Consider the following 25,122-nt stretch of genomic DNA (forward strand, 5'->3'; position numbering starts at 1 on the left):
AAGGGGGTGAACTAATTGGAAAATAGCAGATATAAAACCGCTTTAGAGTATGGTCATGACTTAATGGGTTTAAGCTATAAAATAAAGAAGCTTATATCGAATCGTACCCATCGAAGTGAACTTTACCAAGGTGAATATAGAATGTTAGTTTCGATAGAACATATGGTGGAGTATAATAATAAGAACAATAAAGAGCTACCTGGTGCTAAGGTTGGAGACATAAGTAAAAATCTTTATTTATCAAAATCTGCAACGTCAAAAATGTTACGCTCTTTAGAGGAAAAAGATTATATTGAGAGGACTACGATGCCAAAAGATCGTAGAAATGTTTATGTACATTTATCACCAAAGGGTAAGAAGCTTATTACAGAATCAAAAGAAAATATGAATCAGTTTGCAATCGATGTGATAGAGGAGCTAGGAATTGAACAAATGGATGAGTTTATTAAGCTAATGAACCGTCTGTATGAAATAATGGCTCTAAAAGTTGATAAATATTTCGAGTGTGAAAAAAATAATGACAATGAAAAGGGAGACAGTATATGCTAAAACTTATGAAATACTTAAAAAAATCAACATTCCCAATCATATTAATATTTGGATTGTTGATTTTACAAGCGTACTGTGATTTATCACTTCCATCTTATACGTCTGATATCGTTAATGTGGGAATTCAACAAGGTGGAATCACAGAAAGTTCTCCAGAGGTTGTAAGAGAAAGTACAATGAATCATATACTACTTTTTACAACCGATGAAGAAAAAGATAACATATTAAATTCATATAACTATATCGATAAAGGGCAAGTAGATGAAGGAAACGTATCTAGTTACTTAGAGAAATATCCTTTATTAGCTACAGAAAATTTATATGTTAGAAAAGAAAATCTAACCAATACTGACTTTGAGGGAGCAATGTCGAAAGCATTAATGCTATATACATCCCTTTCCACAGAATCAGATACAGCAAAAGCAATGAAAGAGGCACTTTCTGATTCAATACCTGCAGAAATGAAAGATTTAAGCATGGTTGAGATTTTAGCTATGATGCCAGCAGAACAAAGAGCAGCTATCGTTGAACCAATGAAAGAACAATTTGCACAATTACCTGAAAGCATGCTTACAAGTGGTGCTACTGCAGTAATTAAAGCAGAATATAAGGCAGTTGGATTGGATACGGATCATATACAAACCAGTTATATTACTAGAACTGGCTTAAAGATGTTAGGCTTAGCAATGGTTGGTATGGTTACAAGTATCATTGTTGGATTTATAGCATCTAGAATCGCAGCAACATTTGCAAAAGACTTAAGAAGTATGACATTTAGAAAAGTTGTTAGTTTCTCAAATACAGAATTTGATAAGTTTTCAACTGCATCTTTAATCACTCGTAGTACGAATGATATTCAGCAAGTACAAATGCTTATTGTTATGTTTTTACGTATGGTTGCCTATGCACCAATTTTAGGTATTGGTGGTGTATTTAAAGTATTAAATACCAATGTATCTATGGCTTGGGTAATAGCACTTGCAGTAATTTTAATTATGATTTTTGTTATTACACTATTTTCTCTAGCAATGCCAAAATTCAAGAAGATGCAAAAATTAGTAGACCGTTTGAATTTAGTAACGAGAGAAATTTTAACAGGATTACCTGTAATTCGTGCATTTAGTACTGAAAAATATGAAGAGAAACGCTTTGATAAAGCCAATAGAGATTTAACGAAGACTAGTTTATTTGTAAATCGTGTAATGACATTTATGATGCCTGCCATGATGTTTTTAATGAATGGAACTATGATTCTTATTCTTTGGGAAGGTGGACATGGAATTGATACTGGCGATATGATGGTTGGTGATATGATGGCCTTCATTCAGTATGCAATGCAAATCATTATGTCCTTCTTAATGATATGTATGATTTCAATATTCCTTCCACGTGCAGCTGTTTCAGGAAAGCGTATTTCAGAAGTATTAGATACTGATTTATCAATTATTGAAGCAAAAGATACTAAGGAATTTGATAATAGTAAAAAAGGATATGTAGAATTTAACCATGTTTCTTTCCGCTATCCAGGAGCAGAGGAAGATGTATTACATGATATTACATTTACAGCAAAACCAGGTGAGACTACAGCAATAATTGGTAGTACGGGTAGTGGTAAATCTACATTAATTCAATTAATACCACGTCTTTATGACATTACCGAAGGTGAATTATTAGTAAATGGTGTAGATGTAAGAAAAGTTTCTAGTAAAAACCTTAGAGATAAAATAGGTTATGTACCACAAAAAGGTGTATTATTCACTGGTACAATTTCCTCAAATCTTAGATTTGGTAAACAAAATGCAAGCGAGGAAGATGTTCACCGCGCTGCAAGGATTGCTCAAGCATCTGATTTTATCGAAGCAAAAACAGATAAATATGATGAATTAATTTCACAAGGTGGTAGCAACGTTTCTGGTGGACAAAAACAACGTTTATCTATCGCTAGAGCAATTGCAAAAGATCCAGAAATTTATATTTTTGATGATAGTTTTTCAGCACTTGATTATAAAACAGATGTTGTCCTTCGTAAAACTTTAAGAGATGAAATTACAAAGAGTACTATGATTATTGTTGCACAGAGAATTAGTACAATTATGAATGCAGAACAAATTATAGTATTAGATGAGGGACGTATTGTTGGTAAAGGTACACATAAAGAGTTATTAAAATCTTGTGATGTGTATAAACAGATAGCTTCTTCACAGTTATCTTCTGCTGAATTAGAACAGGATGAAAGGTAGGTGAGTTCAATGAGTAATGAAAAAGTTGGTAGAAATAGAGGAAGAGGTCCAATGGGTGGAGGCCCAATTGGTGCTAGTACAGAAAAGGCAAAAGATTTTAAAGGCTCTATTGGAAAATTATTAAAGCATATGGCGCAGTATAAGATACAGCTTATTATTGTGTTTATATTTGCAATCGGTAGTACGATATTTTCAGTCATTGGACCTACTATTTTAGGTAACGTTACTACTGAACTTGGAAACGGGTTTAAAAGTAAAATTCAAGGTGGAGCAGGAATAGATTTTACTAAGATAGGCAAAACCTTGTTATTGTTACTTGGTTTATATATTATTAGTGCATTATTTTCTATTATTCAAGGCTGGGTTATGACAGGAATTTCACAGAAAGTAAGTTTTCAATTACGTAAAGAAATCTCTGAAAAGTTTAATCGTATGCCTATGAGATATTTTGATTCAAAAACCCATGGTGAAGTATTATCTCGTGTAACGAATGATGTTGATAGCCTAAGTACAAGTTTAAATCAAAGTTTTACGCAAGTAGTTACTTCAATTACAACAGTTATTGGTGTTCTTATCATGATGATTCGAATTAGCGGATCCATGACATTAATTGCAGTTTTAACATTACCTCTTTCCCTAGGTTTAATTGGTGGAATTGTTAAAAAGTCACAGAAGTTCTTTATTGCTCAACAAGCATATTTAGGTCATGTGAATGGGCAAGTAGAAGAAGTGTATAGTGGTCATACAGTAGTTAAGGTATTTAACGCTGAAAATAAAGTCGTTGAAGATTTCGAAAAAGCAAATGATACCTTGTACGATTCTGCATGGAAATCTCAATTTTTATCTGGTATGATGCATCCAATTATGTCTTTTGTTGGTAATATCGGTTATGTGTTAGTTGCTATTCTTGGTGGTTATTTAACGATTAAAGGAAGTATTGAAATTGGTGATATCCAATCCTTTATCTCTTATGTAAGAAGCTTTAATCAACCAATTGCACAGTTAGCACAGATTTCAAACCAACTACAACAAACTGCAGCAGCTTCCGAGCGTATCTTTGAATTCTTAGGAGAAGAGGAAGAAGATGTAACAGTTCCTAATCCTGTAAAAATTGATAAACTTGAAGGCAGTGTTGAATTTAGAAATGTTAACTTTGGTTATAATCCAGATAGAACAATCATTAATGACTTTTCTACAAAAGTTAAACCTGGTCAAAAAGTTGCAATCGTTGGTCCAACAGGTGCTGGTAAGACAACAATTATCAAATTATTAATGCGTTTTTACGATGTAAATGGTGGAGCAATTTTGATTGACGGTCATAACGTAAAAGATTTTAACCGTAGCGAGTTGCGTGAGCTATTTGGTATGGTACTACAAGATACTTGGTTGTTTAATGGTTCCATTATGGAGAATATTCGATATGGTAGATTGGGTGCAACAGATGCTGAAGTAATTGATGCAGCAAAAGCAGCTTACGTAGATCATTTTATTTCTACACTTCCAGATGGATATCAAATGGAATTAAATGAGGAAGCAAATAACGTTTCTCAAGGACAAAAACAATTGCTTACTATTGCTAGAGCAATATTAGCTGATCCTAAGATTTTAATTCTAGATGAAGCAACAAGCTCCGTTGATACAAGAACTGAAGTAAGAATTCAAAAGGCAATGGATAACCTTATGAAGGGAAGAACAAGTTTCGTTATCGCTCACAGACTTTCTACAATTCGTGATGCAGATATCATACTTGTTATGAAAGATGGAGATATTGTAGAGCAAGGAAATCATGAAGAATTACTTGCAAAAGGTGGATTCTATGCAGATTTATATAATTCACAGTTTGAACGTAGCGCATAAGGAGAACTTAATATAAAATAAACTTATAGATAAATTTATTTTTATATAGTTTTTACTTGCTACAATGAAGTTACACCATTCGTTATTCTAAAAGTTAAGAAGTTAATGGTGATAATTTATAAAAAGGACTTTTGTAAAAAGTTTAGCTTATGTGTTATAAATTCACATAAGTATGAATAACTGATTACAACAGTCCTTTTTTATTATTTCTTTTTTAGTATTTGATTCTAACAATGAAATTTATTTTTTTTCAAAATCTTTGTACATTAAACTTGGCTGAATGCCGCTATTGTTTTGATATTTTCCACTTGAATACAAATCATAATCACCGTGAATTGTATGATAGTAGATTTGACAAATATCTACGTTGGGATATATTTTTATTGGCTGTACACAAAATATCTCAAGTGTCCAATAACCTGCAAATCCAATATCACCAAAGCCTGCAGTAACATGGATAAAAAGCCCAAGACGACCGGTTGAAGAGCGACCTTCAAGCATTGGTACATAATGCTGGGTTTTTGTAAATTCATTGGTTCTTCCAAGATATAAGCGATTTGGCTCTAAAACAAGTCCATCCTTAGGAATAATAATTGTTTTCGTAGGATTTGGCTTCTTCATATCTAAGACATTATCTTCATACACAAGCAATTCATTGTGTAATGATAGATTGTAGCTATTTGGATTCACCTTACGTTCGTCAAAAGGTTCTATTATAATTTCTTTACCAATATGTTGTTTTATTTCTCTTCCAGATAATATCATCTGTAATCACCTCCAGAATATCATTTTTATTTTAACAATTCAATTCATCTCAAAACTTAGTGAGTAGTATCTATGAATACTTAACTTGTAACCATAAAGTTAGTAAACGAATGATTCATTTGACAATCAATTCTATAAAAGAATTATAATTTTCTTATGTAGAATTGTAGTTACGATGTTTAAATCATTAATAGGTATATTCTACAAAAACAGCTTATAAAATTCAAGTAATTACGAATGGCAAAGTAAAAAAAATATCCCGTTGTATAAAGAAATCTTAATTTGAATTTCAATTGAAATAAGATATAATGAAGGGTATAAAGATACCATCTTTACACATTTAATAGAAAATGAGGAAAAAATTTTGATTAAAATAAATTGGAACGAATTAGAACTAGAATTTAAAACAAGTGAGCAAGTATTTTCTCCAAATTCATTGGATAGAGGAACAAAAGCGATGCTTTCTATGGCAACATTTCAAAAGGGAGATAAAGTCCTTGATTTAGGATGTGGTTATGGTCCAGTTGGAATTATCGCAGCTAAAATAATTGGAAGTGAGAAGGTAACAATGTGTGATATCTCTGAAGAGGCGGTTGCTTTAGCAAAAGAGAACGCAATTCATAATGAAGTGGGTAATGTAACAATTTTGCAAAGTGATGGACTAAATAATATAGCAGAGGATAATTTTACACTAATCTTATCCAATCCACCATATCACGTTGATTTTAATGTACCAAAGGGATTTATCGAACAGGGCTATAAAAAATTATCCATTGGCGGGAAAATGCTTATGGTTACGAAGCGAAAAGATTGGTATAAGAATAAGTTAATATCTGTATTTGGTGGCGTTAAGGTTGAGGAGATTGACGGATATTATGTATTTATTGCTGAGAAGCGAGGCAATGTTGTGAAAAAAAAGAAAAAAGACAATGGGAATACATTATCTAAGAAACTAGCTAGAAAACAAATGAGAACTTCAAATAATAGAGCAAACAAATAAGCAAATGAAAAGTAAATAAGTAAATAAATTAGCAAATAAGCAAATGAATAACATATAAATAAACAATTGGATAAATAAACAAATAAGCAAACAGAAAGACCTTAAGAAAGGGGATGTTGTTTACGTATGTATAACAGGTTTTAGATAAACTTTGATAATGAGAAGGATTTTACAGGAGGAATCATCATATGAGTGAGATTCGTATTAAAAATCTAACAAAAGATTACGGAAACAACAAAGGTGTATTTGATCTTAGTTTTGAGATAAATAAAGGTGAAGTGTTTGGATTTATTGGGCCAAATGGCGCAGGGAAGACTACAACAATCAGACAACTCATGGGATTTACTCATCCAGACAAAGGGGAATGTTATATAAAGGATATGGATTGCAGCAAGGAATCTGCAAGAATCAAAGAATATCTTGGTTATTTACCAGGTGAAATCGCTTTTATGGATGAAATGACTGGGCACGAATTTATTCATTTTATGGCTAGTATGCGTAATCAGACGGACCTAACATATGCAAAGAAATTAATCGACATGTTTGAATATGACCCAAGTGGTAAGATTAAGAAAATGTCAAAAGGTATGAAACAAAAGTTAGGTATTGTATGCGCTTTTATGCACGATCCAGATATCTTAATCTTAGATGAGCCTACCAGTGGTCTTGATCCATTGATGCAAAATCGTTTTGTCGATTTGATTTTAATGGAAAAGAAGAAAGGCAAAACAATACTGATGTCTTCTCATATCTTTGAAGAAGTAGAAAAAACTTGTGACCGAGTGGGAATTATTAAGAATGGTCATCTCATGACCGTTGATTTAATTTATGATTTAAAGGAAAGAAAGCAAAAAAAATATTTGGTCACATTTAAACACAAGGAAGAAGCTGAAAATGCAGCCAAAGACAGAAATGATGTGGAATATATAAGTGAAAATCAAGTTATGTTTGTGGTAAAAGGTAACATAGATTCATTGATTAAGTGCTTGGCTAATTATACGGTTATTTCGTTACAAGAAGAAGAGCAGAGCTTGGAACAGGTATTTATGCTTTATTACGGGGGTGAAAAAAATGTGTAATAAAACCTTATTTAAAAGTAACGTAAAATCGAATTATATTTTATTACTAATAATCGCTGGTGTTTTATTAATGTATACATCAATTATGCTATTGATGTATAATCCAGAGTCCAATGATAAAATAAATCAATTAATGGCTATGTTTCCAGAAGAAATTATAGGTGCCTTCGGATTTAAATTAGCAAGTGGTTCTTTAATAGAGTTTTTAACGTCTTACCTTTATGGATTTATATATTTAATCTTTCCATTAATCATTGAAATGGTGGTAGCACACCGTATCATTGCAAGACATGTAGATAAAGGTTCCATGGCATACATACTATCAACTCCAAACAAAAGAACAAGTATTGCTTTCACACAATTGTTATTTTTGGAAGCTTGTGTTTTCGTTATAATTGTTTATATAACAATAATCACCATAATATGTAGTACAATAGCATTTCCAGGACTTTTAGATATAGGCAAATTATTATATGTTAATTTGGGACTATTTCTGCTTCATTCTGCGTTATCTGGAATATGCTTTTTAGGCTCCTGTATAGCAAACGATTCAAAAACCTCACTTTCAATTGGTGTTGGGGTTACTGTAACTTTTTATGTCATTCAAATGCTAGCAAATATGGGAGATAAGTTAGAGTTTTTAAAGTATGTAACTATTTTTACATTGTTTCAACCAAGTGACGTGCTTGAAGGAAAGAGCAGTGTGATTTTAAGTTATGCAATTTTAGCAAGCATATCAATTGCATGTTATTTAATTGGTACGTATCAATTTTCAAAAAGAGATTTACCATTGTAATGATCGGTGATATCTTAGAGAAGTTATGTTTTTGAGATATAGATAATAAAATGTGAGAAAGAACAGAATTAAGAGTTGTTGCTAGAAAGCAGCAACTCTTTTTGTGTGTATTACGATAAAATTATACAATTGATAAGATAGTGGCTAGAAATTAAATTTGAAAAATTAGTAAAATTTATATTGACACACAGTGCATATTGTATATAATGAGTATATACAATATTTGAAAATGATAAAATGAAATTATGTTAAAGGCTTTTAATATAGGAAATGAGAAGGAGGCGGAGAATGGACATCGTTATTAGTAATTCAAGCGGCCGGCCAATTTATGATCAAATTGTTTCCCAGATAAAAAATCAAATCATGTCAGGGGAATTAACCGAGGGAGAAGCACTTCCATCCATGAGAGTACTTGCAAAAGAACTGCGTATTAGCGTAATTACAACAAAGCGTGCATATGAGGAATTGGAGCGAGAAGGTTTTATCGTTTCTATGACTGGAAAAGGAAGCTTTGTTGCTAGTAAGAATACAGAAATTATTCGAGAAGAGCAGTTAAAGCAAATTGAGGAGTATATGACAAAAGCAGTTGAGATAGCAAGTACAGCAAATGTATCACTAGAAGAGTTGACTCAAATTTTAGAGTATTTATATAGAGGTGAATAAATCTAGAGTAGAATAAACCAATAGCAGAACAAACCAATAATAGAACTTCGTTACACTTATAAAATATTTTTAAAAGGCCTAAATGGCAGAATGGAGGAACTATGGAATATGCATTAGAACTGAATGATGTCTCAAAGACATATAAAAATTTTAAGTTAGATCATATAAGTCTTAAACTCCCTAAAGGTAGTATCATGGGTTTTGTTGGTGAAAATGGTTCGGGGAAGAGTACGACGATTAAGTTGATTACCGATATTATAAAAAAAGAAACTGGAAAGATTTATATTTTAGGAAAAGATAATAATAAGCTTAGCAGGGTAATTTATGAAAACATCGGAGTTGTACTTGATGAGTGTTGCGTTCCTGAAAATTTAAACATAAAAGATATTAATAAAGTGCTATCCTCCATATACAAAACATGGGATTCAAAGAAATTTTATGATTTTATTGTAAGATTTCAACTACCGAAGGATAAAGTAGTAAAGGACTTTTCTAAAGGTATGAAAATGAAGCTTTCCATTGCAGTAGCTCTTTCTCATGCAACAGAACTTCTTATTTTAGATGAAGCAACGAGTGGATTAGATCCTATAGTAAGAGACGAGATACTAGATGTTTTTTTAGAATTTATTCAAGAGGAATCCCACTCGATTTTGATGTCCTCCCATATCATCAGTGATTTAGAAAAAGTTTGTGATTATATTTGTTTCATTCATAAAGGAAACATTATTTTTACAGAAAGTAAGGATGATTTATTAGAACGTTATAAAGTATTAAAATGTTCTCTTTCAGAATTTAATTCTGTCAATCAAAGTGCAGTAATAGGTTATCGGAAAAACAGTTTTGGAGTAGAAGCATTGGTGTTAAAGGATAAGTTAAAAGGCAATTATTTAGTTGATGAAGCTAGCATTGAAGACATTATGCTATTTTATATTAAGGGGGAGAAGCAATGATAGGCTTATTAATGAAGGATATATTAAATTTAAAAAAGCAACTGCTTGTATATATATTATTAATAGCGTTTTATAGTGTATTCTCATATTCCTCAGGTAATATTCAATTGTTTTGGTTTTTCATGATAATTATGGGAATTATGATACCGGTAACAGCTTTCTCTTATGATGAAAGAGTAAAGTGGGATAAATATGCTTTGACCATGCCAATTACAAGAAGTGACTTAGTTAAATGTAAATATTTATTAAGCTATATAACTATAGTAGTCTCAATTCTTTTATACTTTATTTATTTAACTGTTTTAGGTGAAACGATTGGCAAAGACGCACTAATAAATGTAGGTATCATTGCAGGAATTTGCATTCTTTACCAGTCAGTTTTTCTACCTTGTGTTTTTAAATTTGGATGTGAAAAAGGAAGGCTCTTATTTGTAGCCGGAGCAGCAATTCCATATTTAGTTATGATTATAGAAAGTAAAACAGACCTTTTTAAAGAACCAAGTCCTGAATTTCTTCGATTACTTCCCTATGTGCTAGCTGCTGTAGTTGTAGTAGTTGCAGTATTCTCGATACTTATATCAATTCGGATTTATGATAAGAAGGAATTTAACTAAATTAGTATTGGTAAATTCCCATATAAAAATTACGTATTTATTCCAAATAAAAAAGCCCTGTGGGTTAGTGCACTTTTAATCGGTGTTTAACTCATAGGGTTTATTTATCGTTTTTTTTTATTGGCATAAAGCTTCTAAAATCTAAGGTCACTGGTATTATTATAAATGCTAATAGAAGTACATATTTTAGTAAATAATGGGTAAAATTACAACTAATATTAAAGTTTAATCGTAATAATTATAGTAATTTAATAATTTTTTTATAATTATTTATATTCTTATTCAAGATGCTACCTTTAGAGTTAGAATATACAGAGAATGCTAAAAAATAGGTTGAAAAAGAGAAACTTTGAATGTATACTTGTACTACAGTAGGCATTTATGTCCTGGGCTTGGCAGAGAAAAATTAAGGAGAGATTTATGTACAAGTTAATCTGTAAAGACGGTAATGCAAAACGTGGTGAGCTTACAACCGTCCATGGAACAATACAAACACCGGTATTCATGAATGTTGGAACCGTTGGTGCAATTAAGGGCGCCGTTTCTACAATGGATTTGCATGAAATCGGAACACAAGTTGAATTATCAAACACCTACCACTTACACGTTCGTCCTGGTGATGAAGTAGTAAAAAAAATGGGTGGTCTTCATAAATTTATGGTATGGGATAAACCAATCCTCACAGATTCAGGTGGGTTTCAAGTCTTTTCCCTTGCGAAATTAAGAAAAATTCAAGAAGAAGGCGTTTATTTTAATTCTCACATCGATGGACGTAAGATATTTATGGGACCAGAAGAGAGTATGAGAATCCAATCCAATTTAGCTTCAACCATTGCTATGGCATTTGATGAATGTCCACCTCATCCTGCAACAAGAGAATATATGGTGAACTCAGTGGAACGTACTACCAGATGGTTGATACGATGCAAAAATGAAATGCAAAGATTAAATTCTCTTGAGGATACAATTAATAAGCATCAGATGTTATTTGGAATCAATCAAGGTGGAACCTTTGCAGATATTCGTATTGAACATGCAAAACGCATTAGAGAATTAGATTTAGATGGATATGCCCTTGGTGGTTTAGCAGTTGGTGAAACTCATGAAGAGATGTATCGTATCTTAGAAGAGACAGTACCACATTTACCAGAGGATAAGCCAGTATACTTAATGGGAGTAGGTACTCCAGCAAATATTTTAGAAGGTGTAGAACGAGGAGTCGATTTCTTTGACTGTGTATATCCAGCAAGAAATGGACGACATGGTCATGCATATACCAATCGAGGTAAATTAAATTTATTAAATGCAAAATATGAATTAGATAGTAAGCCAATCGAAGAAGGCTGTGGGTGCCCAGCATGTAAACATTATAGTAGAGCTTATATTCGTCATTTGTTAAAAGCAAAAGAGATGTTAGGTCTTCGATTAATGGTAACTCATAATCTATATTTCTATAATAAGATGATGGAAGAGATTAGAGATGCAATTGAGGCTGGTAACTTTGCAGAATATAAAAAGAAGAAGTTAGAAGGATTTGCTTCAGGTGAAGATTAATTATCTGTTGCATTGAATTATAAATTAAGATCGAATTTACAGGAGGAATAATATGAATCAATTAATGTTTTTAACAGCAGGCGCTACTGGCACTGGAGCATCATGGATTATGATGATTGGTTATATTGCTGTTATTGGTGCACTATTTTATTTTATGGCAATACGTCCACAAAAGAAGCAACAAAAAGCGTTAGATGCTTTAGTATCATCACTTGAAGTTGGTGATAGCATATTAACTACAAGTGGTTTTTATGGTGTTGTTATTGATGTTATGGATGAAGTAATCATTGTAGAATTTGGTAATAACAAGAATTGTAGAATTCCAATGAAAAAAACTGCAGTTGTTGAAGTTGAAAAACCAGGACAAGCTACAGAAAATTAATAAAAGAAAATGGGCTTTCGTATGAATTATCATACGAAGGCCCATTTTTTACATTCTAAGAAATTGTGACTTATAAGTTTAAGAGACTATGCTCTATCATTAAGATATTATTCATGTAAGTGCTCTTTTTTATATTGATCCAAAGCATCTAACATAGAATATGGAATTTTTAAGTTCCCTTTACCGATTCCGATTGCAAGGTTTGGCTTGTTAGCTCCATGATAATCAGAGCCACCAGTCATTAATAAATCATAACGTTGTGCAAGCTCTCTAATCGTTGATTCGTCCGAACCGCTATTTGCGGAATAGATTGTCTCAATGCCAACTAAGCCAAGTTCTTTTAGATATCTTACAAGTTCTTCTAGTTCATTACTTGAAAAATTATATAAAAGTGGATGGGCTAATACAGGGATACCACCAGCTTGTTTGATAAGTGAAATCGCATCTTTCGGAGTAAGATACTCTCTAGGTACATAATAAGGACAATTTTCACCAAGATATTTCTCAAAAGCTTCATTTCTTGTTTTTACATATCCGTGTTCAAATAAAAATCTTGCGAAATGTGCTCTAGTAATTACCGTATTTGGCTCTTTAAAAGTAAGATCCTCTAAAGTAATATCAATACCTGCGGCCCTTAGTTTACTTGCCATTTTTTCATTTCGCTCATCTCTGTTTTTTAAAGCTTTTTCTAGTGAAGATATTAATCCCTGATGTTTCGTATCTATTAATAACCCAAGAATGTGTATATCTTTTCCCTTGTAGTCAGCTGAAATTTCAACACCTTCTACGATGCGTATTTGTTTCCCTTCTTTTTCTAAATCTTTCGCTGCTTTTATAGCTTCCTCTAAACCAGCTACGGTATCATGGTCTGTCAATGCAATCGCTGATAGGTTACTTTTTGCAGCTAGCAAAACTACTTCTGTCGGTGTTAAGGTTCCATCCGATATATTCGAATGAACATGTAAATCGATATATTTCATATTTCATACCTTTCTAGAAATTGTTTACTGTACTAATAGTATCAGTATATCATTCAGCAAAATGAAAAACAAGGATAGCGAGATTTGAAAAAGTTTTGAAATGAGCTTATAAGGTTGTCATATTTTATTAAATTTAACATATATTAGAGTAGAATTTAAGAAATCATGGAAGGAATTTGGTATGGAAAGATCATCGGCGCAGACAACTCGAATGATTTGTATGTTTAAAGCAGTTGCGTTTTCTTATTTGGTTACTCTATTTTTGCTATTGGTTATCGCCTTTTTGATGTTGCAAACCGGTATGTCAGGTGGGGTTGTGACAGGTGCAGTCGTTGCTACATATATTATTTCTGTTTTTTTAGGTAGTTTTTATCTAGGTAAGCATGTAGATGAAAAACGTTTTTTGTGGGGTTTACTAGCGGCTATCATTTATTTCTCTATTTATGTAATTATATCTTTGATGATAAACAGTAATGAAGCAGTACGAATTGGTGATTATATTAAAACCTTGCTACTGATTGCATTTAGCGGAATGTTGGGTGGAATGCTGAGCTAAATTATAATTTTAATCTTGAATTATCATAAGAATGTTGTTTTAATACAACATTCTTATTTTTATGAATGAAATGTAAAGAATTATAAAGATATTTGCCTTATCTTTGACCCATTTTTTCTATAGCATAAGGGGAGTAATGTAGAGGGTTAATTATGACAATAGAAAGAGTGGTAATGGCATGAAAAATACTTATAAGAAGTGGCTGCAAAAGGGAATTGCAGTTGCAACGGTATTCTCTATTGTGATTGGGAGTACTGCAATGGGCGGACAAAAAGCTTTTGCAAGTGAAACAACAGTGACTGCAAAGGCGGTGTCAAACAGTAATAGCGACAGTGCGGAATTACGCTTTGTTTTTACAACAGATCTTCATGGTATGGTTAGTAGTAAGGATTATGAAGCTGGTACAGACTTTAAGAATGCTGGTCTTTCAAGAGCCTATGATTTGATAAAAAAAGCAAGAAATGAGATGCCTTCTAGCAATGTGTATACATTTGATATTGGAGATGTCTTATTTGATGCTACGACAGAGTACATAATGGAACAAGACTCAGAAGTTGTTCAACCAATATACCAAGCCATGAGCTTAATTGGCTATGATGCAATCACATTAGGAAATCATGATTTTGATTATGGTAAGGATTATTTATTATCTCAACTCTATGGTTCAGGATTATTTGATAAGGTGGTTGTTTCTAACCTTTTTAATACAAAAGATAATAGTTATCCATTTGAACGTAATATGTTAATAACAAGAGAAGTAGAAACAAGTGCTGGTAAGACAATGGAAGTAACCATTGGTATCATCGGTGAAACGATTCCAACACTTTCTTCTAAAACTCAGAATTATACAGGTACATGGAAGACAGAAGACATTGTTCAGAATACAAAAAAAGAAGCTGAGAATTTAAAAAGCTTAGGTGCAGATATTATTGTTGTATTAGCGCATTCAGGATTTGGAGATGAAGAACCAGAAGAGAATGCATCCAATGCAGTATATGCATTATCAAAGCTGGAAGATGTGGATGTTATTTTATGTGGACATGAACATAATGAATTTCCAAGCTCTGATAAGTCATCCCATTACTATTCATTACCAGGAGTTGATAAAGAGACTGGAAAAGTAAATGGAAAAACTGTGGTAATGTCAAGAAATCTAGGTAGATCCATTGGCGTTGTTGATTTAACAGTAGAACAAGACAAAGATAATAATATTGAAATTACTAGTAGTAAAGGTGAAGTTCGTAAAGTTACTTCAACGAATACATCTGAAAGTCCAGAGATTTTAGCTTGTTTTGCCAATTGGAAAGAAGAGTTTGAAGCATATCGAAATAAACAACTCGCTGTTTTATCAGATGGAGAAGTATTAGAAAATTATTTTGGATTATTAGAAGATAATAAGACACTTCAGATGCAGAATGAAGCAAGAATTTCTTATGCTCTTCGTTACATTATGAAAAATAAGAATGAATATGCAAAATACCCAATTCTTTCTGCATCTTCTTATACAAGCTACGGTGCGAATGCAACGGATGATTATGTAAATATTTCGGGCACTTTAAACCAAGGAGATTTAGTATCGATACAAAACTATAGACAATATACTTCGATATATAAAATCACTGGTGCTCAATTAAAAGAATGGTTAGAATGGACTGCAAGTGCATATCAAACAATTGGTAATAATAAAAACTGGTCCGATGATATGGTAAATTATTTAAAAGATAAGACTAGTCTAAACATGCTATTAGATGAAGCATGGGTAAATAACTGGGGAAACTTTTATATGTTTGAGGGAATTCAATATAAAATAGACCCTAGTATAGAGCCAAGATACGATGTGGCAGGTAAGAAAATTAATAACACCAGACGAGTTACTAGTTTATCATACAATGGAAAGCAAATTTCAGATTCAGATATCTTTGTAATTGCTTGTAATACGTTATCTAGCGCATATGAGCCTTTATCCTGGGCAAATAACCAGTTAATTTACGGCAAATATCGTACACAAAATATTATGGCTGAATATTTAGAACTCCTTGGAAAAGCTGGTAAATTAAAACTTAGCGTAGATAATAACTGGAGTTTAGTGCTTCCATACAACTATAAATTCTTAATGAAAGCACCAACAGAGAGTAAATCAATCGCAGAGAAGAGTAATTGGTATGTTGATACATTAGAGACTTATGCGGATTATAATTATTATAGTGCAAAATATGTTGCGAAAGAAGAACAGACAGAAGCAAACATTGTAATAGCACCGTTTACAACAGATCCATCAAAATCTAGCTTCGATGTATATGTAGAAGCCTCTGCGCCAGCTGGTGTAAAAAAAGTTTGTTATTATCCTGGTGTACTTGATGTGAATGATAGTAGCTGGAATTACATGAGAGAGGTAACAAATAAGAAATTTACAGCTTATGTTAATGCAACGTATTCTATCTTAGTTGAAGATATGAACGGCAATCGTACACTAAGAACTTTTGTAATTGATAATATCGGTGTCGATGGCATGGCAAAACCTAAGGTAAAGAGTGTTAATAACAGAAGTAGAGCAGTAACAGGAACAGCAGAAGCAAGTACAGAAATTGTTGTAGAAACACCGAATAAGACTTATACAACGACTGTAAGATCCGATGGAACATTTAGTTGTAGTATAGGAGCACAAAACTTTGGTGATACAATTTATGTTTATGCAAAAGATGATTCAACAGAGCGTAAGAGTGAAAAAGTTAAATTATCTGTAAGACGTGCTTCTTCTAATCAACCAACTGTGGATGAGTATTATAATAATTCAAAAGCGCTCACTGGAAATACCAATGATGAGGATGTTTCAATGGTAGCTTTTGTTGATGAACTTAGAAGAGTTTATGTTGCCACAGAAAAAGATAAAGAAATGTTATTACAATCAACAGAATATACAGTACCAGACTATACAATTTATGTTGTTGGTGGAACTGTAAATGAAAGTGGTCAATTTGAATTAAACTTACCTGAATTTGAGATTAATACAACAATTACTGTTCATGGTATGGATATAGCAGGACGTTTAAGCCGTGCTGTAACAGTTAAAGTATTAGATGGAGGACCATACCGTCCTGAATTAAATTCCGTCTATGACGTAGAAAAAGGAATTACAGGTTCTGTAACATCATCAAAGGCTAATACTGTATTTACCGTATATGCGATTGTTAATGGAAATACGTATCAAGGAAAGAGTGATAATTCAGGAGTATTTGAAATTGACTTTGATGAACAGTTGCACGTAGGAGATACGATTCAAGTATACGCTACTGATGTAGTGAAAAACACTACTAGAACAAGCGCAATTGCTGAAAAAAAGGTAGAGAGTATTGCAAGCATTCCATCTGCTGGATCAATACAGATTGAGAAATTAAATGCAAATACAAGTACTATAATAGTGAATTATAAACCAAATGAGGAAATATGTATTTCTGTTCCGACGGATAATGGAAATGAACTTGTATACGCAATGACTAATGGAAATGGAACTTATACTCATAATTTAGGAAGTACCTTAAAACCTGGTTCCAATGTATACGCTTATACTAGATTTACCAATGGCGATATCATTGACGTGACAGGACAAATGGTAGCTTACGATCAGCCAGCAAAGCCAAAATTAATTGGAACAATTAATAACACAAATAAAAAAGTTCAAATTGTAAGTGATGAGTACAGTAAGGTTGTCCTTACCATTGGTGAGACAACATATACTTCAGATAAGGGAGTATACAGTAAAGAAGCAAATGGTTATGTTCATACATTTACAATTGAAAAAGTGAAAGCAGGAACAACTTATAGTTTCTATGCTCAGAATCCTTCTAGTAAGAGCGCAACTGTGAAATGGAAGGTAGCTAAGGTAGCACCAGACATTCTAAGTACAAGTGCGATTACAGCAGGGGTGAAAGAAATCACAGGAAAAATTGAAATTTTCTCAAGTGATAAAAATAATGAAGGAACTGTAAAGAGTACAAATTCTAAAGTATTTGTTAAGGTTAATGCAAAGAAATATCAAGCAAAGATTAATGAAGATGGAACATTTACAGCAAGTATTCCTGAATTAAAAGCAGGAGATAAAGTAAGCATCTGGGCATCAAATCAAGGTGGTATAGGTACTGGTATTATAAGTACGATATCAAAGGATAAATAAAACAAAGCATTAATGCTCTTAATCTCTAGTAATAAAAAAGTATCTGTTGCACGAAGTCGTGCAACAGATACTTTTTGTTTTATATCGTTATTTTATACCATTATGAAAGATATATTTTATTGATTTGGATCTTCAAAACGGAAGGATACGTAATAAGTAGAACGTTTAAAAACACTTGGATTATATATAAAAATTACATAATCATATTGGTTCTCTTTTACATAATCAAGTAAATACATTTTTCTATAATCTCTTAAGTCTAAGACATCAACTTGGTGAAAATTAAGTGATAAGAAAGAGCTTACTGGCTTACCAAAGGAATCCTGTATGACTAAAACACGTCCATCCTTAACATCATTGTTTGTAATTCTTGCTAGTGCTGGATTACCATTAAAATAGCAGTTATCACGGTATGCCTGAGGTTCCTTTGTTTCAACAACACGTTCTTTGAATAATACAGTATCTTCGAATGCACCAGTTCTTGTAATATCTAGGCTTCCATACTTAAAGTATCTTTCCCAAGTATAACTAGTATCAAATTTTGGATAAATGTAAGTAAAATCATCGATTCCCGCATACCAATAACCAACGCGGTTTGCTAAAGAACCAACAAAACTATCCTTTAGAGTAACAAAGTTAAAGTTTTCTTCCTTAACATTACGTTCATCATATTTAACACCGTAATTCTCACCCATATAATTCATTAAATAAGTATAAGCCCAAAATCCAGTCTGGGTTGTCCAGTGGTGATCTGTATTAAAGAATAAATCTTCATAGGTAAAATTACTATCGTGTATGACTTCTCTAAAATCAATGTAATCAATACCTAGCTTATCAAGGCCAGCAAGGAATTTATCTGTATTTAAATTTGGGTAATCAACACGTCCATGTGGAAGTTGGTTATCATACTTGTCCACTTTATAAGGTGCTTGAACATATAACAATTTTGTTCCTACAGAACTTAGATACTCATTTAGTTTGCGCATATTTTTATGTGCAAGACTCATGCCCCAGTTATCATAAAGATAGGTAAGTTGGCCATTATCTAGTTTATATACGTTATTGTGTTCAACAACGTCTGTTACCATTTTCTTTTGGAGAATACGATTAAATAAACCATTCGCATTAAGTAAGGTGATTTTGTCAAAAACAGCATTATTAAACGCTGAATCAGTACCATTTACGAATGCTTTTAAAATATCTGCACTGGATTCGGATTCCACTTTTTCAATGGAAGTCTTAATGGAAGACTTCACCGAATCGGAATTAATAATCATACCAATAAGGTAGAAAAATATAATGATCAAGAATAAAATACTCGTAATAGTATAACGATTTAAATTAGTCTTTAATTTTTGTAACATAACAATACCTATTGCCTTTCTAGAATATTATTTTCTTTACCAATCTGTATAAATTTTATTCCCTTTTTATTTACACAGTTTCATAATATTACATGGTTTCCTATTTTAGAAATTAGCATAAATACTTGGATTATTAGCACCTTTTATTACATAGGTAAGGGCAATGAAAAATAAAAGTAAGTAAAAAATAGGATAAATAGCTCCAATAAATTTATTATCATCAAATTTAAATTTCTTTGATATCCAGCCAAAAACTGGTGTAGAGCATAATATTGCTACAACTAAAAAGAAAATATATTCACAAAGATAAAAATAAGCATTATTGTCAAATACAGTATTACCGCCTCTAAAAAACATTACTTTTAAATAATCTTTCGCCTGTGTGATATCGTTCGCACGGAATAAAACCCATCCCATCAATACGAAAAACATTGTGTAGATATGATGGAAGATTGGGAATTTTTTAGATTTATCAAAACCTGTTAATTTTTCAAAGGCAAGTAAAACGAAGTATAAAAGCCCCCAACAAATAAATGTCCAGTTTGCACCGTGCCATAAGCCTGTTAAGCTCCATACAACAAATAAGTTAAATAAAAGACGAAATTTAGTCTTTACACGACTTCCTCCAAGTGGAAAATATACATAGTCTCTAAACCAAGTTCCTAAGGAAATATGCCATCTTCGCCAGAACTCTGAAATAGACTTTGATATATACGGGAAGTTAAAGTTTTCTAAAAAGTTAAATCCAAACATTTTACTAAGGCCAAGAGCCATATCAGAATATCCACTAAAGTCTAAAAGAATCTGGAAAGCATAAGCGATAATTCCAAGCCAAGCAAAACTTACAGATAAATCATCTGTTTTCAAAGAAAAGGCTTTGTTGGCAACATACGCTAAATTATCAGCAATTATAACTTTCTTGGCAAAACCACGTATAAATCTTATAGCACCCTCAGAAAACAAGGAAAAAGATTCTTTACGGTCATTTATCTGGTCTACAATTGTTTCATAACGAACAATAGGACCTGATACTAGATTAGGGAATAATGCAATGTATAAACCTACATTTAATGGATTTTTTTGCACATGTCCCTTTCCATGGTAGACATCAATTACATATGAAATTGCCTGGAAGGTAAAGAAGGATATACCAATTGGAATACCAAGTTGTGGAATACCAATATTCTTATTAAATAGTAAATTAATATTAGTAATAGCAAAACTTAAGTACTTAAATAAAAATATAAGTGATACATTATATACGAGGGATAAAGTAATGATTAATCGTGCTTGCGGTTTAAAGTCTCGATATTTATCGATTAAGAGACCAAAAATATAATTCATTACGATTGAAAGTAGCAGTATTAAAACAAATAGTGGTTCTCCCCACGCATAAAATACTAAACTGGCTAGGAACAAAAAGATATTCTGAGCCGTTCGATGGTTCCTTAATATCGTATAATAAATTAAAAGAACACATGGTAAAAATACTAATAAAAACGTCGACGATGAAAATATCATAATAGCACCTCAAAATTTTAATTAATTGCAATTATTTGTTAGGAGCATTTACAAAAAAATAACACTCTATACCTTAACTGCAAATGTGTGATTGCGATATACAATAAATTTATCAGAAATGACACTAACTTATGGTAGCATTGAAAAGAATTGAAGTCAATATGTAGAAATCCGTCTATAGTAAGCAGGAGAGTAAGATTATTATGATAAAGTAGAACTAAGGGTAAATGATCAGAAAAGTGCATAACAATTGATAAAATGAAAAAAAGAAAAGGAGCTATGAATCACAGCTCCTTCTAAACAATTAGATTATTAAAAATAATTGTAATTTTACTCTGCTTTATCGCAAATGAATATAGTACATTCTACTTACTTCAACTAATTAGCAGGTGTAACAGATGGAGTAATTGTTATACTAATATCTTCTGAAGATGCATTATCATTCTTCATTAAATCATCATAAGTTTCCTGGCTTACTACAGCTACTCTGCATGTATCATACTTGCCATTATCGATCATAGCAAATATATGTGTAATTCCAATGGCATTAGCAGTAACTCTTCCGCCAGGACTTACAGATGCAATTGTAGTATCATTTGAGTAAAACTTAATTTCTTCAACTGTATTATATGGTTGTAAAATAGTTTTTAATGTCGTTCTTTTTCCAACTACCATGATTAAATCAGTTTTTGTTAGCTTAACACTGATTGCAGGTGGTCCAACTGTAATATCGCAAGTAAGGGTTGCAATTGTTTTGGAATTTTCTTTGACGGTTACTGTAATCGTTGCAGTACCAAAATCTACACCGGTTACAACACCATTCTCATCCACCGTAGCAATTGCGGAATCACTTGATTTGTAAGAAATCTTATGATTTTCAAGCACGTTATAAACCCTCAAATTATAAGACTTTTCTTTTACAATAGATTTGCTTTTTACATTTAACTTAATTTCAAGCTGCTTATCATTTGTTGAGTGCGCACTTGTGGGATCACTTGCAAATGCTTTTTGAGTGTTAAATGACAAAACAAATACAAAGAAAAGTAAAAAACCAAGGACATATTTTAATTTATTAATTTTCTTAGCATCCATGGCTAATTCCTCCAAACCTTGGTATTTCTTTGCGTCACATCCATTCTTATTATATTATATTATTTTGTCAGAATAATGGCAAAATATTAATTTTTTTTAAGAATTAAGTTCAAAATATTAAGATTTTATTTCGAAAACCCTCTTGTTTAATGTGGTATAATTCAATATAATGTAGATGTATTAAGCATTTTTATAAGATTTATACAAAACTATAAAGATCATCTAAAATAAAAAGCATACAAATAAAATACTTTTATATTTTACAGTTGCTTTAAATTTAATCCAAGTAATAAAAGGATATGAGGGAGGAACTAGAATGCAACAAATCCTAATTGCAGATGATAATCCAGATATTACCGATGTTTTGGCGATGTATGCTAAAAAAGAAGATTTTGAACCAATTATTGCAACAGATGGAGAAGAAGCAATCCGCCTTTTTCAACAATGTAATCCAGCAGTAGTTTTATTGGATGTTATGATGCCAAAAGAAGACGGTTATGAAGTTTGTAGAAAAATACGTGCAAAGTCCGATGTTCCAGTAATCTTAATTACTGCGAGAGGTGAAGATTTTGAAAAAATAATGGGGCTAGATATCGGTGCAGACGATTACATAGTAAAGCCGTTTAGTCCAAGTGAGGTTATGGCAAGAGTAAGAGCTGTACTTCGAAGAATGACAAAGAAAGAAAAGGAACAAGAATCCGAAAATCTTTTAAGTATCTCAAATCTAGTGATTAATCTAGAAGAGTATACCCTACATATAGGCGATCAGAAAATTTCCTTAACTAAAAAAGAGATAGAGACCATGTGGACCTTAGCTAGTAATCCTAATAAGGTATTCACTAGAGACAATCTTCTTGATAGTCTTTGGGGTTTTGATTATTTTGGTGATAGTAGGACGGTAGATTCACATATTAAAAGACTGCGAGCAAAATTAGATGCAGTTGATCACCCTGCATGGTCAATTAAGACAATCTGGGGTGTTGGGTATAAATTTGAAATTTCTGAATAAATAACTTTAACTAAAAATTTAAAAAATTATATAAAAAACGCATCAAACACATTTCTTAAACAGAAAAGGATTTGGTGCGTTTATTCTAAGAAGAGACCATTTTATATGAGCGAGGAAATTATTATGACAAATAAGGATAAAAGAAATAATCGTTTGTTTGTAAGGGTTTATGTTAACTACGCCATTATGGTAATTATATTTGCGGTGATTCTTGGAGTAATTTTCATGCAAATGATCCAAAAATCAACGACAGAGAGTTACCGGAATAAGTTAGTAGAACAAGCGAATAATATTTCCAAGCGCTTAAACCAATCTATAATTGATGAAGAGTATACTGACGGTAGTAGTTTTCTAGAAATATTATCTAATGTACTTGGTGAAGATGAGGTTTGGACTATTTCAAATCAAAATGCAAGTGTCCCAATGCCGCAAGCATTAGAAAGCGTAGACTTAAAAGACACAGCAGTATCAGAGGCTCATATTCGAGTGATTAAAGGGGTATTCGAAGGAAAAGAGGTATCTACTACTACTTATAGCGAAATACATGGCTCCAATCTTCTTGTAATTGGAGTGCCGGTTTATGGTGTAAATCGCGAAGTATGTGGGGCAGTATTAATAAGTTCACCAATTTCTGATCAATTGAACACAGTTCATAGTAGCATGCAGTTAATTATAACGAGTGCGCTAATTGCATTAATTATATCCTTTGTTATAGCAATTATCTTTGTAAGACAATTAACGAAACCAATTTCAAAAATGCGTTTAACTGCATTGGAGTTGGCGGAAGGTAAATATGACACAAAGACAGAGATTGAACGAAATGACGAAATTGGCGATTTAGCAAAAACAATTGATTTCTTGAGAGATAAATTACTTGAAAATGAAAAGGTACGAAAAAATTTGGAACAAATGCGTATGGACTTTTTTGCAAATGTATCTCATGAACTTCGTACACCAATTACAGTAGTTAGAGCATATACGGAAAGCTTAGTGGACGGTGTAGTTACAGAGGAAGAAAAGCGCCAGCAGTATTATGATAAGATGTTATCAGAATGCAAGAGTATGGAACGTTTGGTGGGTGATTTACTAATACTTTCTAAAATGCAAAATCCGGATTTTGAAATAGAAGTGGAACCAATTAATTTGATGCAAATTTTTGATGAAATCATTCGTGCAGTAAATGCTATTGGTGAAGAGAAACATTTACATATAGAGTTTACAAGCGATAAGGACAGTCATATGATGTTTGGAGATTATGATCGAATCCGTCAAATGTTTCTAGTCATTCTTGATAATGCGGTAAAATTTTCACCTGAAAATTCTACAATCCACATAAATATTTGCGAAAGTGATATAATACAAATATCAATTCGAGATGAGGGAATTGGAATTGCGAAAGATGAGATACCTAGTATTTTTGAAAAGTTTTATAAATCAAAACTTAGACAAAATGCGAAAGGTTCTGGGCTAGGACTTGCAATAGCAAAACAAATCGCAATTAAGCATGGCGGTGATATTACCGTAGAAAGTGAATTAGGAGTTGGAACAGAATTTATATTTAGGTTCCAAAAAATATCAGAGGAAGTATTAGAGCAGATAAAACAAGAAGGCTATTAATATATAGTTTTGTTGAGTTATTGGACAATATAAAAGAAACAAGCATGTTGTCAGTTATTTCCACGATTTTTTGCTTGATAATTTTATAAGAATGGGATATAATAATTTTAGAAAAAAACATTCCTGAGATGTACGAGAACTCTTGCTATTTTGAACCTACAATACTTTAAAAGGGATTCCTATATTTATAAGTGGATGTCAGGCCTCCGTATTGAGTGGAAGGCAGAAGCTTATGTGCGGTTACCCACCTAGCAGATGCTAGGAGTCAAAATACAAGAAACGGCATCTTGGGTATATATGAATGAAAGGCAGCGTAAGCTGCCTTAATTTTTTATATTAGGAACTAAAACATAAATGTTTTGT

The 25,122-nt window shown here is 32.2% G+C and carries 20 protein-coding genes and 1 other RNA gene; 16 read left to right on the plus strand and 5 right to left on the minus strand.

The features are described from left to right. Positions 1-15: 15 nt before the first annotated feature. Genes BN4220_RS09105 through BN4220_RS09115 form a run of 3 tightly spaced genes read left to right on the plus strand, consistent with a single transcriptional unit; the run spans position 16 to position 4,646 of the window. Positions 16-549 carry a MarR family winged helix-turn-helix transcriptional regulator gene (locus tag BN4220_RS09105; RefSeq protein WP_066715600.1) on the plus strand — a complete coding sequence of 178 codons (534 nt, stop codon included), beginning with the start codon at positions 16-18 and terminating at the stop codon, positions 547-549. Beyond that, positions 543-2,789 (plus strand): ABC transporter ATP-binding protein, encoded by a 2,247-nt coding sequence (locus tag BN4220_RS09110; RefSeq protein WP_066715601.1) that lies wholly within the window; start codon positions 543-545, stop codon positions 2,787-2,789. The genes BN4220_RS09105 and BN4220_RS09110 overlap by 7 nt, the downstream gene beginning before the upstream one ends. A gap of 9 nt (positions 2,790-2,798) precedes the next feature. Then, positions 2,799-4,646, plus strand: coding sequence for an ABC transporter transmembrane domain-containing protein (locus BN4220_RS09115; RefSeq protein ID WP_066715602.1), 1,848 nt, complete (start codon positions 2,799-2,801; stop codon positions 4,644-4,646). 240 nt (positions 4,647-4,886) lie between these two features. Here BN4220_RS09115 and dcd read toward each other — a convergent pair whose 3' ends face one another. Next, complete coding sequence (gene dcd, locus BN4220_RS09120) at positions 4,887-5,411, minus strand: dCTP deaminase (RefSeq protein ID WP_066715603.1); 525 nt, start codon at positions 5,409-5,411, stop codon at positions 4,887-4,889. A 364-nt stretch (positions 5,412-5,775) separates the two neighbouring features. Between dcd and BN4220_RS09125 the strand changes: the two genes are divergently transcribed. The 8 genes from BN4220_RS09125 (at position 5,776) to yajC (ending at position 12,449) form a co-directional block, all read left to right on the plus strand. Then, positions 5,776-6,411: a class I SAM-dependent methyltransferase gene (locus BN4220_RS09125; protein WP_066715604.1), complete on the plus strand. Its 636-nt coding sequence runs from the start codon at positions 5,776-5,778 to the stop codon at positions 6,409-6,411. A gap of 188 nt (positions 6,412-6,599) precedes the next feature. Next, positions 6,600-7,490: an ABC transporter ATP-binding protein gene (locus BN4220_RS09130; protein WP_066715605.1), complete on the plus strand. Its 891-nt coding sequence runs from the start codon at positions 6,600-6,602 to the stop codon at positions 7,488-7,490. Continuing rightward, on the plus strand, positions 7,483-8,286 hold the full coding sequence (locus BN4220_RS09135) for an ABC transporter permease subunit (RefSeq protein WP_066715606.1): 804 nt from the start codon (positions 7,483-7,485) through the stop codon (positions 8,284-8,286). Before BN4220_RS09130 ends, BN4220_RS09135 begins: the two co-directional genes overlap by 8 nt. 288 nt (positions 8,287-8,574) lie before the next feature. Beyond that, positions 8,575-8,949 (plus strand): GntR family transcriptional regulator, encoded by a 375-nt coding sequence (locus BN4220_RS09140; RefSeq protein ID WP_066715607.1) that lies wholly within the window; start codon positions 8,575-8,577, stop codon positions 8,947-8,949. 101 nt (positions 8,950-9,050) lie between these two features. Further along, positions 9,051-9,899, plus strand: coding sequence for an ABC transporter ATP-binding protein (locus BN4220_RS09145; protein ID WP_066715608.1), 849 nt, complete (start codon positions 9,051-9,053; stop codon positions 9,897-9,899). After that, positions 9,896-10,513, plus strand: coding sequence for an ABC-2 transporter permease (locus tag BN4220_RS09150; protein WP_066715609.1), 618 nt, complete (start codon positions 9,896-9,898; stop codon positions 10,511-10,513). The genes BN4220_RS09145 and BN4220_RS09150 overlap by 4 nt, the downstream gene beginning before the upstream one ends. A 420-nt stretch (positions 10,514-10,933) precedes the next feature. Next, positions 10,934-12,067, plus strand: a complete 1,134-nt coding sequence (gene tgt / locus BN4220_RS09155) for a tRNA guanosine(34) transglycosylase Tgt (protein WP_066720826.1) — start codon at positions 10,934-10,936, stop codon at positions 12,065-12,067. 52 nt (positions 12,068-12,119) lie between these two features. Then, the gene (gene yajC / locus BN4220_RS09160; protein WP_082812246.1) at positions 12,120-12,449 is read left to right on the plus strand and encodes a preprotein translocase subunit YajC; all 330 of its coding nucleotides are present in this window, start codon (positions 12,120-12,122) and stop codon (positions 12,447-12,449) included. Between the two features lie 107 nt (positions 12,450-12,556). Here the strand turns inward: yajC and BN4220_RS09165 are convergent, their stop codons facing one another. Further along, positions 12,557-13,429 carry a PHP domain-containing protein gene (locus BN4220_RS09165; protein WP_066715610.1) on the minus strand — a complete coding sequence of 291 codons (873 nt, stop codon included), beginning with the start codon at positions 13,427-13,429 and terminating at the stop codon, positions 12,557-12,559. A 181-nt stretch (positions 13,430-13,610) separates the two neighbouring features. Here BN4220_RS09165 and BN4220_RS09170 point away from each other — a divergent pair, with 181 nt between their 5' ends. Both BN4220_RS09170 and BN4220_RS09175 read left to right on the plus strand, forming a co-directional pair. Next, positions 13,611-13,985, plus strand: coding sequence for a TIGR04086 family membrane protein (locus BN4220_RS09170; protein WP_066715611.1), 375 nt, complete (start codon positions 13,611-13,613; stop codon positions 13,983-13,985). 178 nt (positions 13,986-14,163) lie between these two features. Further along, positions 14,164-18,156: an Ig-like domain-containing protein gene (locus BN4220_RS09175; protein ID WP_066715612.1), complete on the plus strand. Its 3,993-nt coding sequence runs from the start codon at positions 14,164-14,166 to the stop codon at positions 18,154-18,156. 116 nt (positions 18,157-18,272) lie between these two features. On the opposite strand, the gene BN4220_RS09180 is transcribed toward BN4220_RS09175, so the two are convergent. The 3 genes from BN4220_RS09180 to BN4220_RS09190 all read right to left on the minus strand — a co-directional run bounded on the left by BN4220_RS09180 (position 18,273) and on the right by BN4220_RS09190 (position 22,133). Next, positions 18,273-19,520, minus strand: coding sequence for a DHHW family protein (locus BN4220_RS09180; protein WP_066715613.1), 1,248 nt, complete (start codon positions 19,518-19,520; stop codon positions 18,273-18,275). 105 nt (positions 19,521-19,625) lie between these two features. Beyond that, entirely contained in the window at positions 19,626-21,041 is a 1,416-nt protein-coding gene (locus tag BN4220_RS09185; protein ID WP_066715614.1) for an MBOAT family O-acyltransferase, read from the minus strand. Positions 21,042-21,419: 378 nt separating this feature from the next. Next, entirely contained in the window at positions 21,420-22,133 is a 714-nt protein-coding gene (locus tag BN4220_RS09190; RefSeq protein ID WP_066715615.1) for an Ig-like domain-containing protein, read from the minus strand. Positions 22,134-22,449: 316 nt separating this feature from the next. Between BN4220_RS09190 and BN4220_RS09195 the strand changes: the two genes are divergently transcribed. From BN4220_RS09195 to ssrS, 3 genes are all read left to right on the plus strand, one after another. Next, a complete protein-coding gene (locus BN4220_RS09195; RefSeq protein WP_066715616.1) occupies positions 22,450-23,142 on the plus strand; it encodes a response regulator transcription factor in 693 nt (230 codons plus the stop codon). A gap of 105 nt (positions 23,143-23,247) precedes the next feature. Next, complete coding sequence (locus BN4220_RS09200; RefSeq protein WP_066715617.1) at positions 23,248-24,759, plus strand: sensor histidine kinase; 1,512 nt, start codon at positions 23,248-23,250, stop codon at positions 24,757-24,759. A 117-nt stretch (positions 24,760-24,876) separates the two neighbouring features. After that, positions 24,877-25,057: non-coding RNA, 6S RNA (gene ssrS, locus BN4220_RS09205), on the plus strand. The last annotated feature ends 65 nt before the right edge of the window (positions 25,058-25,122 follow it).

It is taken from the genome of Clostridium sp. Marseille-P299 (assembly GCF_900078195.1).
Classification (GTDB): Bacteria; Bacillota; Clostridia; order Lachnospirales; family Lachnospiraceae; genus Lachnoclostridium.